The sequence below is a fragment of the Pseudomonadota bacterium genome, from assembly GCA_016711215.1.
Lineage (GTDB): Bacteria > Myxococcota_A > Polyangia.
On sequence record JADJTL010000003.1, the window covers coordinates 235174 to 247375 of the forward strand.

General features: G+C 69.8%; 12 protein-coding genes. 8 read left to right on the forward strand and 4 right to left on the reverse strand.

Annotated features, from left to right (window positions below):
• The first annotated feature begins 91 nt into the window (after positions 1-91).
• Together IPL40_09995 and IPL40_10000 are read left to right on the forward strand one after the other, a co-directional pair.
• A complete protein-coding gene (locus IPL40_09995; protein MBK8481491.1) occupies positions 92-1378 on the forward strand; it encodes an alpha-amylase in 1287 nt (428 codons plus the stop codon).
• 78 nt (positions 1379-1456) lie between these two features.
• Positions 1457-2533, forward strand: a complete 1077-nt coding sequence (locus IPL40_10000) for a branched-chain amino acid aminotransferase (protein ID MBK8481492.1) — start codon at positions 1457-1459, stop codon at positions 2531-2533.
• An 8-nt stretch (positions 2534-2541) separates the two neighbouring features.
• On the opposite strand, the gene IPL40_10005 is transcribed toward IPL40_10000, so the two are convergent.
• Together IPL40_10005 and IPL40_10010 are read right to left on the reverse strand one after the other, a co-directional pair.
• Complete coding sequence (locus IPL40_10005; GenBank protein ID MBK8481493.1) at positions 2542-2904, reverse strand: hypothetical protein; 363 nt, start codon at positions 2902-2904, stop codon at positions 2542-2544.
• A 139-nt stretch (positions 2905-3043) separates the two neighbouring features.
• Positions 3044-4072, reverse strand: coding sequence for a site-2 protease family protein (locus IPL40_10010; protein ID MBK8481494.1), 1029 nt, complete (start codon positions 4070-4072; stop codon positions 3044-3046).
• 137 nt (positions 4073-4209) lie between these two features.
• Between IPL40_10010 and cysT the strand changes: the two genes are divergently transcribed.
• The 6 genes from cysT to IPL40_10040 all read left to right on the forward strand — a co-directional run bounded on the left by cysT (position 4210) and on the right by IPL40_10040 (position 10812).
• Complete coding sequence (cysT, locus tag IPL40_10015; GenBank protein ID MBK8481495.1) at positions 4210-5049, forward strand: sulfate ABC transporter permease subunit CysT; 840 nt, start codon at positions 4210-4212, stop codon at positions 5047-5049.
• Between the two features lie 25 nt (positions 5050-5074).
• Positions 5075-5923: a sulfate ABC transporter permease subunit CysW gene (gene cysW / locus IPL40_10020; GenBank protein MBK8481496.1), complete on the forward strand. Its 849-nt coding sequence runs from the start codon at positions 5075-5077 to the stop codon at positions 5921-5923.
• Positions 5920-6981: an ABC transporter ATP-binding protein gene (locus tag IPL40_10025; protein ID MBK8481497.1), complete on the forward strand. Its 1062-nt coding sequence runs from the start codon at positions 5920-5922 to the stop codon at positions 6979-6981. Before cysW ends, IPL40_10025 begins: the two co-directional genes overlap by 4 nt.
• Positions 6982-7121: 140 nt before the next feature.
• Entirely contained in the window at positions 7122-8156 is a 1035-nt protein-coding gene (locus tag IPL40_10030; GenBank protein ID MBK8481498.1) for a glycosyltransferase family 4 protein, read from the forward strand.
• A 36-nt stretch (positions 8157-8192) separates the two neighbouring features.
• Entirely contained in the window at positions 8193-9740 is a 1548-nt protein-coding gene (locus tag IPL40_10035) for a GMC family oxidoreductase (GenBank protein ID MBK8481499.1), read from the forward strand.
• Between the two features lies 1 nt (position 9741).
• Entirely contained in the window at positions 9742-10812 is a 1071-nt protein-coding gene (locus IPL40_10040; protein MBK8481500.1) for a Gfo/Idh/MocA family oxidoreductase, read from the forward strand.
• Here the strand turns inward: IPL40_10040 and rarD are convergent.
• Together rarD and IPL40_10050 are read right to left on the reverse strand one after the other, a co-directional pair.
• The gene (gene rarD, locus IPL40_10045) at positions 10709-11653 is read right to left on the reverse strand and encodes an EamA family transporter RarD (GenBank protein MBK8481501.1); all 945 of its coding nucleotides are present in this window, start codon (positions 11651-11653) and stop codon (positions 10709-10711) included. The two genes, IPL40_10040 and rarD, sit on opposite strands and share 104 nt — an antisense overlap.
• A gap of 213 nt (positions 11654-11866) precedes the next feature.
• A complete protein-coding gene (locus tag IPL40_10050) occupies positions 11867-12082 on the reverse strand; it encodes a hypothetical protein (GenBank protein MBK8481502.1) in 216 nt (71 codons plus the stop codon).
• Between the last annotated feature and the right edge of the window lie 120 nt (positions 12083-12202).

Here is a 12202-nt window from a genome sequence, read left to right on the forward strand (position 1 = left end):
CGGCCCCTCAGCAGATCGATCGCTCGGGCAAGACAGCGTCAGGCAAGGCAGTTGGCGCTGGCGCCGACCCGCAGTATGCTCCCGCGTCGCCATGCTGATCTACTCTCTCTTCCCGCGCCTCGCCGGCACCCTCGATCAGTGGACGGAACACACGGCTCGCGCTGCGGCCTTGGGGTTCGACTGGGTCTACCTCAATCCCGTCCAGTATCCGGGGTTCTCCGGCAGCCTCTACGCGATCAAGGACCTCGAGCGCCTCAACCCGGAGTTCTTGCCGGCCGGCAGCGCCGAAACCCTCGACGCTCTGGCCGAGGTGATCGCGGCGATCCAGGCGCAGGGCCTGCGCGTCATGTACGACCTGGTGATCAATCACACGGCGAAGGATTCGCCCCTCGTCGCCACGCATCCGCGCTGGTTTCGCTTCGATGGCCAAGGTCACGTCCTCAGCCCATCGGCGGTCGACCCCGACGATGCCCGAAAGGTGACCGTCTGGGGCGATCTGGCCGAGGTGGATAACGCGGGCTCGGCCGAGCGACGGACGCTCTGGGCCTTCTGGACCCACCTTATCCAGACCTACCTCGACCTCGGCTTCGACGGCTTTCGCTGTGACGCGGCCTATAAGGTGCCGGCGCGCCTCTGGCAGCAGCTCATCGGCAGCGCGCGCCAGCGGCGGCCCGACGTGGTCTTCGCGGCGGAGACCCTCGGCTGCCGGCCGAGCGAGGTCCAGGCGTTGGCGCCGGCGGGCTTCGACTACCTCTTCAACAGCAGCAAGTGGTGGAACTTCGACCAGCCCTGGTGTCTGGACCAACACGAGCAATACGGTCGCGTCGCGCCCTCGATCGCCTTTCCAGAGAGCCACGACACCGCGCGCCTGATGGCCGAGAGCGGCGGCAGCGCCGCCGTTCAGCGCCAGCGCTACGCGTTCGCCGCGGCCTTCTCGGCCGGGCTGATGATGCCGATCGGCTATGAGTTCGGCTTCAGCAAGCGCCTGCACGTCGTCGCCACGCGGCCGAGCGATTGGGAGCAGGGCGGCGTCGATCTGCAGGCCTTCGTCGCGGCCATCAACCGCATCAAGCGCGCGGTGCCGGTGCTCGGCCTCGAGGGCCACTGGCAGCCGCAAACGAGCTTCGATCGTCCCACGCTGGCGCTGCGCAAGAACGCCGCCCAGTGCGCGCCCTGCTGGCTGCTGATCAACAAGGATTGGCATGAAGCCCAGCACTTCGACGTCGGCGAGCTACGCGGCGTACCCGTGGGCGCGACCCTGCTGCGCCCGAGCTTGGCGCCCGCGCACGGCGAAGCTTGGCCAGCCAGCGGCAGCGTCCGGCTCGAGCCGGCCGAGGTCGCCTTCCTCGTCGACCGGCCCCCCGTACCGATTGCCTGAGCGTTTCCTGTCCGGCACACTGAGACACGCTCGATCGCGGCGCCACGGCGTCGGTCGGTCGGGCCGTAGGAGGAGACCATGAAGATCCGGGTGCAAGCCGCCGACCCGGCGCAGCGCAAGGCCCAACCGCCGGCTGGACAGCTCGGCTTTGGGCGCCAATTCACCGACCACATGTTGCTCTGGAACTACGATCCCGCGCAGCGCTGGCATGATCCGCGAATCGTGCCCTATCAACCCCTGAGCCTCGATCCGGCCTGCATGACGCTGCACTACGCCCAGCAGATCTTCGAGGGGATCAAGGCCTATCACGGTGACGACGGCGGGCTGCGCATCTTTCGCCTCGCCAAGTACGTCGAACGCATGCAGCGCTCCGCGCGCCGGATGTGCATGCCGCCACCAGAGGCCGAGGGCCTGCAGCAGGCGATCCGCGAGCTGGTGCTGCTCGATCGCGCCTGGGTGCCAGCGGACTCGGGTTCTGCGCTCTATATCCGCCCGAACATGATCGCCACCGACCCCTACCTCGGCGTGCATCCGTCGCAGAGCTACCTGCTCTACGTGATCCTGGGCCCCGTTGGCGCGTACTACGCGGAGGGGTTCAATCCGATCAGTATCCTCGTCGAAGATCGCTATGTGCGCGCGGCTCAGGGTGGCGTGGGCGAGGCCAAGACAGGCGGCAACTACGCCGCCACGCTGCTCAGCCAGCTCGACGCCAAACGCCAGGGCTACACCCAGGTCCTGTGGCTCGACGGGCGCGAGCGGCGCTACGTGGAAGAGGTGGGCACGATGAACATCTTCTTCCGCCTCGGGGACGAGGTGATCACCAGCCCGCTGACGGGCACGGTGCTTCCTGGCGTGACGCGCGACTCGGTGCTGCAGGTGCTGCGCGAGTGGGGAGACTGTCGCGTGACGGAGCGCCCGCTGGCGATCGACGAGGTGGTCGAGGCGGCCAACGCCGGGCGCCTGCGTGAGGTCTTCGGCACCGGCACCGCGGCGGTCGTCTCACCGGTCGGCCAGTTCGCCTACAAGGGGCAGGTCTATCGGGTCGGCGACGGCCAGACCGGCCCGCTCTCACGCCGCCTCTTCGACCACATCAACGATCTTCAGCACGGCCGCGTTGCGGATCCGCTCGGCTGGGCGCCTCGCATCGACACCTGAGCCGCGGCTCAGCCACGAATCTTTGCGTTGGTCTTCTCGGGATGGCGTTCGATGTGCCGCTGGCGATGGACCGCCGCCTCGGCGAGTCGACCGAGCACGTTGGGCAAATCTGAGCCGGCGCAGATCGAGGCCAGCTCCGCATCGCCGCTCAAGCGCTCGTTGATCACGAAGAAGGGCGCCTCGTCGGGCGTCAGCGCGACGTCCATTTGGCCCACCGCGACGCGCCCCGCCAGCACCTTATCCAGCAGCTCCTGCGCCGTATGAGCGAAGGAATTCCTCACGTCCTCGCTCGACTCGGCCTGACTGAGCCGATGCCGAAAGCTCGGCAGGACCTGATGCTCGTACTTGGTGAATGAGGCCTTGTCGGTCATCGACAGCTCCTTGCGTAGCGATGGTCGTTCCTGCGTAGCGATGGTCGTTCCTGCGTAGCGATGGTCGTTCCTGCGTAGCGATGGTCGTTCCTGCGTAGCAATGGTCGTTCCTGCGTAGCAATGGTCGTGCGCGCCCCCTTCAGCCCAGACGCCGCCGGAGGTCCGAGTAGGTCACCAGCAGCAGGACGCCGAAAAGCAGGACGAACCCAACGGTATGGACAAACGCCTCCACGCGATGGCTGACGCGCCTGCGCGTCAGCATCTCGAAGGCCAGGAACACGAGCCGCCCGCCATCGAGGGCCGGGAGCGGCAGCAGGTTGAAGAGGCCGAGGCAGACGCTGAGCAACGCGATCTGCAAGACGGCGGCGGCCACGCCGCTCTCGAAGCTGAGCTTCAGCTGGTGCACGATCCCGACCGGACCCTCGACCTGCTTGGCGCTGATCTGCCGCGTCGCCAGCTTCCCCAGCATGCGGAGCATTGCCAGCGACTGCACGACCGGATAGGTCACGCTGTAGGTCGCCGCCCGGAGCAGCCCCACGCGCTCGAAGGCCGGCACAGGGGCGAAGCGTATCCCGATGCGATAGATGCCGTCGTCCTGGCGCGCCGCCACCCGCAGGAGCTGCGGCGCCTTGCCGCGGTCGACCTCGATGGTCAGCGGTCGACCTCCGCTGCTGGTAACGGCGGCCGTGAGGTCGACGGCCTCCCGTATCGGCACGCCGTCGATACGACGCAGCACGTCCCCGGCCCGCAGGCCGACCTGCTGCGCCGGCGAGCCCGGCATCACCTCGCCCACCGCGACCAGCGGTCGTGGCTGGCCCCAGATCAGCACCAGCGCGAAGATCAGCGCGATGGCGAAGACGTAGTTGATCCCAGGCCCGGCGAGGATGGTGAGGAAGCGCTGCCAGGCCGGCTTGTTCTGGTACGAGCCCTGGTCGTCGGCCGCCAGAGCCTCCTCGGGGTTCATCCCGGCGATCTGCACGTAGCCCCCGAGGGGCACGGTGGCGAGCTGGTAGGTCGTCTCCCGGCCCTTCCAGCGCCACAGCACCGGGCCGAAAAAAATGCTGAACTTCTCCACCCGCATGCCGCAGCGCCGCGCCACCCACATATGCCCGAACTCGTGGACGACGATCAGAACGGCAAGCGCTGCGATGGCGAGCAAATAAACCAAGCGCGGGAACTATAGCCGCCACGCCGGGCTCGCGCCAGCCTCTCGCCAGCCGCTATCAATGGCCCGCCGAGGCCGCGCGCGGCGCTGCGGCTGCCCATTCCCCGCGCGGCGCGCACGTGCTAGGTCGGGCCACGGCCATGACCCAGCGACGACGCGGCAGACACGTGCTCCCAGGCTTCGCTCCGGCGTTGGGGTTGACCTGCTTCGCGCTGGGCCTGGTCGTGCTGCTGCCCCTCTCGGCGCTGGTGCTCAAGGCCACGACCCTCGGCTGGCGCGAGCTCTGGGGCGCGGTAACGGAGCCCCGCGCCGTGGCCGCCCTTCAGCTCAGCCTCGGCACGGCGCTGGCGGCCGCCGCCGCCAACGCGGTCTTCGGCCTGCTCTTGGCCTGGGTGCTGATTCGCTACCGCTTCCCCGGCCGCGCCCTGGTCGACGCGCTGGTCGACCTGCCCTTCGCCCTGCCGACGGCCGTCTCGGGCCTGACCCTGACCACGCTCTACGTGCCGGGCGGCTGGCTCGGGCGCCTGCTCGAGCCGCTCGGGATCCAGGTCGCCTTCACCCGGCTGGGCATCGTCGTGGCGCTGATCTTCATCGGCCTGCCCTTCGTCGTCCGCACGGTCCAGCCCGTGCTCGAGCAGCTCGATCCCACGGTCGAGGAGGCCGCGCTGGTCCTTGGGGCCACGCGCTGGCAGGTCTTCTACCGCGTCCTGCTGCCCGCGATCGCCCCCGCCTGGGCCACCGGCTTCACGCTGGCCTTCGCCCGCGCCCTCGGCGAGTACGGTTCGATCGTCTTCATCTCGGGCAACATGCCGCTGCACACCGAGCTCACGCCGCTGCTGATCGTCAGCAAGCTCGAGCAATACGACTACGCCGGGGCGATCGCCCTGGCCCTGGCGCTGCTGGCCATGTCGGCGCTCCTGCTGCTAGCCGTGAATCTCTTGCACCGCTGGGGCGCTCGGACGGAGGCACGCGGTGCTTGAGCGCGCCCCCATCACGCCGCCGCTGGTGGCCCGCGCGCGCGCGGGCCGGGCGGCCGCCGCGCGCGAGCCTGTCGAGGGCAAGCTCGCGAGGGCGCTCTTGATCACCGTCGCGCTGACCTTCGTCGGTCTCTTCCTGCTGCTGCCCCTGATCGCCGTCTTCAGCCAGGCACTGCAAGGGGGCGCCAAGGCCTACCTGGCCGCCGTCACGGAGAGCGACGCGGCGGCGGCGATCAGACTGACGCTCTGGGTCACAGCGCTCGTGGTCCCGCTGAACGCGGTGCTCGGCCTCGTGGCGGCCTGGGCCCTCGGCCGCTTCAGCTTCGCCGGCAAGGGCGTGCTGCTGACCCTGCTCGACCTCCCCTTCTCCGTCTCGCCCGTGGTCGCGGGGCTGCTCTTTGTCCTGCTCTTCGGCCGTCAGGGCTGGCTCGGACCGTGGCTCGCCGAACGGCAGCTCCACGTGATCTTCGCGCTGCCCGGCATCGTGATCGCGACGCTCTTCGTCACCTTCCCCTTCGTCGCACGCGAGGTCCTGGCTGTGATGCAGAGTCAGGGCCGCGAGCCCGAAGAGGCGGCGCTGACGCTCGGCGCCAACGGCTGGCAGACCTTCTTCCGCGTCACGCTGCCCCGTGTGCGCTGGGGCGTGCTCTACGGCGTCGTGCTCTGCAGCGCGCGCGCGATGGGTGAATTCGGCGCCGTCTCCGTCGTCTCGGGGCATATCCGCGGGGTCACGACGACGCTGCCACTGCACGTCGAGACGCTCTACAACGACTTCAACTTCGTCGGCGCCTTCGCCGTGGCCTCGCTGCTGACGCTGCTCTCCCTGCTCACGCTCGTCGCCAAACGCGCGCTCGAGCAGAAACGTGGCGCGGCATGAGCGTCGTCGTCAGCAACCTGACGAAGGCCTACGCCAAGGGTGGAGCGCTGGCGGTCGAGAACGTCAGCTTCGCCGCGCCGCCGGGCGCGATCACCGCGCTGCTCGGCCCCTCGGGCGCGGGCAAATCGACGGTGCTGCGGATGATCGCCGGGCTCGAGGTTGCCGACGGGGGCTCGATCGCGATCGAGGGGCAGGACGTCTCCGGGCTCCCGGTGCGCCGGCGCGGCGTCGGCTTCGTCTTTCAGAGCTACGCGCTCTTCGATCACCTCAGCGTCCGGCGCAACATCGGCTTCGGGCTCGAGCTTCGGCGTCTGGGACGCCGCGCGATCGACGCGCGGGTCGAGGAACTGCTGAGCATGGTCCGGCTCGAGGGCCTCGGCGCGCGCTACCCGGCCCAGCTCTCGGGCGGCCAACGCCAGCGCGTGGCCTTTGCCCGCGCCCTGGCCGTGCGACCACGCGTGTTGCTGCTCGACGAGCCCTTCGGTGCACTCGATGCGCGGGTACGCCACGAGCTGCGCCAATGGCTCCACGAGCTGCACCACGAGACGGGGCTGACGACGCTGATGGTGACGCATGACCAGGGCGAGGCGCTCGAGCTCGCCGAGCACGTCGTCGTGATGTTCGACGGGCGCGTGGCCCAGGCGGCCAGCCCAGCCGCGATCTACGATGAGCCGGCCACGCCGCAGGTTGCCGCCTTCGTCGGCGGCGCCAACGTGCTGAGCGGCACGGTCCGCGACGGTCGCGTCGAGGCCGGCACGGTGGCCCTGCGCGTGCCCGAGGGCGCGCAGGAAGGGGACGCCGTCCACGCGGTGGTGCGACCCCATGACGTCAAGGTCGCCCGCCTGGCCAGTGGCGCGGGGCAGGTGATCGAGGCGCGCGTCGCCCGCCTGCGGCGCGTCGGCGGCCAGGTCAAGCTGCAGCTCACGCTCGACGGTGGCGCGCAGCTGCTGGTCGAAATGCCAACGCCGCAGGTGCTGGCGCTGAGCATCAGCGAGGGCGACCATGTCTTCGTCGACCTGCAGAGCAGCCGCGTCTTCGTCGGCGACTACGCGATCTGATCGGCCCTCACCACGTCCTCGCGCCCGGCCAGGCGGCCACGCCGCCCTTGCCAAGCCAGGACGTGGCGAGTATGACCCGGCCGCACTTCCCTGCCCCAGCCGACGCGCGATCCACGGTACGCGGCTGGACGGAGTACCTCGTGTCTCGAGACGCCCCGCGCGTCCTGTTCTTGGTCCAAGGTGAATGGGTTCCCTCGAGCCGATTCCGGGTGCACCAGCTCGTGCCGCGTTTGGTTGCGGCCGGACTGCGTTGCACCGTGCGACCGATTCGGCCGCGCCTCCGCGGCGAAACCGACGGGCGTTGGCGCCCCTCCCAGCTCTTCCGCGGCCTCAGCGCGCTGCGCGAGCTCGACGAGCACGATCTCGTCTTCATCCAACGCCCGCTGCTCCGTTCTGTCAGCATCGCGCTCGAGACGATCGTGGCGCGGCGCCGGCCGACGATCTTCGACATGGACGATGCTCTCTTCCATAACCTCTGGGGCCTCGAGGGCCTGCAAATTCGGCGCATTGTCCAACGCGTTGGACACGTGATCGTCGGCAACCAATACCTCTTCCGTGGCGTCGACCGGCCCGAGAAGACGACCGTGATTCCGACGGTGGTCGATACGGCCCGCTTCGCGGTGCGCAGCGATCCTGGCCCCGCCGCCCCCTTCACCATCGGCTGGACCGGGCTGTCGTCGAATCTCCGCGAGCTGCGCTTGGTGCTCGACCCGCTGCGCCGCGTCCTGCGTGAGACCAAGGGTCGGCTGCTGATCGTCGCCGATCGCTGCGATCAACCGTGGCTCGCAGGGCTGCCCGTCGACTTCCACCGCTGGTCGCCGGAGCGCGAGGTCGCCGCGCTGGCGACCGCCCACGTCGGCATCATGCCGCTCGTCGATCGCCCCTACAACCGCGGCAAGTGCGGTTTCAAGCTGATCCAGTACATGGCGCGCGGCATCCCCGTAATCGCGACGCCCTTGGGCGCCAACCGCGAGATCGTCCGCGAGGGCGTGGACGGCTACCACGCCGAGACGGCCGACGCCTGGGCGGAGGGGCTCCTGACGCTGGCCGCGGATCGCGCGCGTCGCGAGGCGATGGGCGCTGCGGGACGCCAGCGGGTCGAGGCGCACTACAGCCTCGACGCCGTGGTACCGCGCTACCTCGAGCTGCTTCAGCGGCTCAGCGGCGGGGCGTAGGCCAGCGGACCAACAGCCAGCGAGATGAAGGCGGCGATGAGCGACGAGAACACAGAGTTCGATCTGATCGTGATTGGCAGCGGCTTCGGCGGTGCGATGTTCGCGGCGCCCTGGGTCGAGGCCGGCAAGCGCGTACTCTTGCTCGAGCGCGGCGACTGGGTGCCGCGCGACGAGCGCTGCTGGGACGTCGACGCCTCCTTCGACCTGACGCCCTATTACTCCACCCTGCCGCCCTATCGCGTCGCCGCGGGCAGCAAGCCGAGGGTCATCGGGAGCTGCGCCTGCGTTGGCGGCGCCTCGGTCTTCTACGGCGGCGTCTCGTTGCGCTTGCGCCGGGAGGATCTGGCCGTCGATCCCGCGATCGTCGGCGCTTCGGGCGCGTGCTGGCCGCTGAGCTATGAGCTGCTCGAGCCCTTCTATGCCGAGGCCGAGCGACGCCTCGATGTCGCCGGCACCACGGGCGTCGATCCCACCGAGCCACCGCGCAGCACCCACTACCCGCAGCCCTCTCAGGCGCTCTCGCGCGCCGCCCGGTTGGTCGAGCGCGGCGCCCAGCGCTGCGGGCTGAAACCCTTTCCCCTGCCGCTGGCGATCAACTACCGCAGCGACCACGAGCGTCAGGTCTGCGCGGCCTGCCGCACCTGCGACACCTTCGCCTGCGCGATCGGCGCCAAGAACGATCTGGCCTCGGGCCTGCTCCCGGCGCTGCTGCGGCAGGGCTTGAGCCTGCGCCCGGGCGCGCTCGTGACTCGGCTCGTCGAGCAGGGCCGACGGGTCACCGCCGTCGAGTACTTCGACCTCGCCACGCAAGAGCATCGGGTGGTCCGCGGACGGACCGTGGCCTTGGCCGCCGGCGCGCTCGGCTCGGCGCATCTGCTGCTCTCGTCGCGCCTCGATCAGCTCAACCCCGGCGGGCAGGTCGTCGGGCGTTATCTGATGCGGCACTGCAATGGCATCGTCTTCGGCGTCTTCCCGCGCGTGCCCGATCCGCAGCGCGAGTTTCATAAGCAACTCGGCGTCCACGACTTCTACTTCGGCCATCCGACCGTACGCGAGCCCAAGGGCAAGCTCGGCAGCCTGCAGCAGCTCCAGACGCCGCCGATCGGGCTGGTCCGCGCCCACATCCCGCGGGCGCTCGGCACCATCGCCGCGCCGGTGATCGAGCGCATGACGGGCCTGCTGCTGATCGCCGAGGACCAGCCCCAGCACGACAATCACGTCCGCCTCGACTGGCAGACCCGCGATGCCGCCGGTCTGCCCCAGCTCGAGATCACGCACCGCTACAGCGAGCGCGACCTGGCCGCCCGGCGCGCGCTGGGCAAGGCGGCCCGCAGGATCATGCGCAAGGCCGGCGCCTGGCTGACCCATACCCGCACGATCGAGACCTTCTCCCACGCCTTGGGCACCGTGCGCATGGGACCGACGCCCGAGACCTCGGCGCTCGATGCCCAGTCGCGCTTCCGCGGGTTGGACAACCTCTTCGTCGTCGACGCCAGCGCCTTTCCGACCGCCGCCGCGGTCAATCCGAGTCTGACCATTGCCGCCAACGCGTTGCGGGCGAGTCGCGCCGCGCTCGAGGATTGATATGGCCTTTCGCGACACACTCTCTCTGGTCTTTCTCGGCTGTGGCTTGGCCACGCGCCTGCACAGCAAGACGCTCGCCAAGCTCGATCCGACCCTGCGGCGCGCCTACGCCAGCCGCGACCGCGAGCGCGCGCTGGCCGCCTGCGCCAAGCACCGCGGCGTCCGCGCCTATGGCAGCTACGAGGAGGCGCTGGACGACACCACGATCGACGTGGTCTTCGTCACGACGCCGCCCTCCTCGCACCTCGAGTGGACCCTGCGGGCGCTCGCCGCGGGGAAGGACGTGATTGTCGAGAAGCCGGCCTTCCTGCGCGCCGCGGACGTCGCCGCCGTGCGTCAGGCCTGCGCCAGCAGCGGACGGCGGGTGCTCGTCGCCGAGAACTACTACTACAAGCCCTTGGCCACCCGACTGCGCGCGCTGCTCGCGGACGAGGTGGTCGGCGACGTGCTCTTCGTGCTGGTCAACGCCACCAAGCGTCAGCGCACCAGCGGCTGGCGCGACGATCGAGCGCTGGCCGGTGGCGGCGCCCTCTTCGAGGGCGGCATCCACTGGATCAACCTGCTGGCCAACATCGGCCTCGAGCTGCAGACGGCGCGCGGCCTGCTGCCGACACCGCTGGCGGGCCCGCTGGAGCGGAGCATGCTGATCACGCTCTCCTATCGCGAAGGCGCGGTGGGGACGCTGGCCTATTCCTGGGAGGTGCCGGCGTTGATCAACGGCGTGCACCTCTCGACCATCAGCGGTCGGTGCGGCTCGATCACCTTCGAGTCCAACGGGCTCTTCATCTGGGTCAATGGCAAATCACGCCGGCTGCTACTGCCTGGCGTCAGCGACCTGGCGGGCTCCAAGGCGATGTTCACCGACTTCCTCGCCGCGCTGCGCACGGAGCAGCGCGAGCCGGCGATGAACCTCGCGCGCGCCGAGCACGACCTCAGGCTCGTCGAGGCCATCTACCGCAGCGTCGCGCTCAGCGACGACCCTGCGGCGCCTGGCCAGCACGAAGCGGCGGGCGGCGAGAGCTGCGCTGAAGGCCCAGCGAGTAGATCGCCAGCGCCAGCCAGATCAGCGTGAAGGAGCGCAGCGTGGCCGGGGCCAGCCGCTCGTGGAAGACCAAGATCGCCAGCAGGAACTGCCCCGTCGGCGCGATGTACTGCAGCACGCCCAGGGTAGAGAGCGACACGCGGCGGGCACCCGCCGCAAAGAGCACGAGCGGCACCGCCGTGATCGGCCCGGCGAGTAGCAGCAACACATCGAGCCCAAGGCGTGGCGAACCGAAGGCACCGCCCCCGCGCAGGCCGATGGCCACGAGATAGGTCAGCGCGAGCGGGGCCATCAGGGCGGTCTCGAAGAAGAGCCCGACCCAGACATCGACCTGCGCCACCTTGCGGATCAACCCATAGACCGCAAAGCTGACGGCCAAGACGAGCGCGATCCACGGGGCGTGACCGAGCGCCAACACCTGGTGCAGCACCGCCACCGCGGCCGTGACGACGGCGAGCGCCTGAATCGGCCGCAGGCTTTCGCGCAGCACGAGCACACCTAGCATCACGCTGACCAGCGGGTTGATGAAGTAGCCCAGGCTCGACTCGAGCACGCGGCCCTTCAGCACGGCCCAGACGTAGATCAACCAGTTCAGCGAGAGCACCACGGCCGACGTCGCGAGCGCGGCGACGAGGCGAGGTCGGCGCAGCGCGGCGACGACCAACGGCCAGCGCTTCAGCACGGTCAACACCACGCCGAGCACGGCGGCCGTCCAAACGATGCGGTGGGCCAGGACCTCGAGCGCAGGAACACCGGCCAGGGCGCGAAAGTAGAGCGGGAAGAGCCCCCAGATCGTGTAGGCGGCCGCCGCGGCCACGACGCCCTGACGCGCGCGACCGGCCTCGACGCTCGGATCGGGACCACCCGGCATGACCGCACCCGGCCAGCCGACCAGCGCGGCGACGGCCTGCTTGGTAGTGCGCATGCTCTCGAAGCTCCCTGCGCGCGATGCGCCACGTCAGAAGGCCGGAGGAGCCCGGCTCACTGCTGTTGCTGGTGCGGGAATTCGCGACCAATGTCAAGTCGAGGTGGAGGTCGCGCGTCGCGGGCCGCGACCTCGACGCTGCGCTGCGCTGCGGTGTACTCAGTAGACGATGATCGCGTCGCAGGGGAAGCGAGCGCTGACGGCTTTGCCGCTCTTGAAGGCCGCGCAGGCCTCGCCGAGCAGCTCGACCTGCGACGCGTCGGCCGCGCGCCAGTCGCTGCCGCATTTCAGCGGGCGACCGTCCAGTAGCACACTTCCCAGGCAGGCCTTCTCGAGGTCCGGAATGCGACCGGAGAGCGCCAGCGTGCAGCTCACCTGACCGGCGACGATCGCCTGCAGGGCCGTCCGCAGCGCCGCCGCGTCGGTGGCCTCGTAGAAGGTGCCGCTGCCGTGGGGCGCGGATGTGGTGGCGCGTGGCGGCCCGGGGGGGGGGGG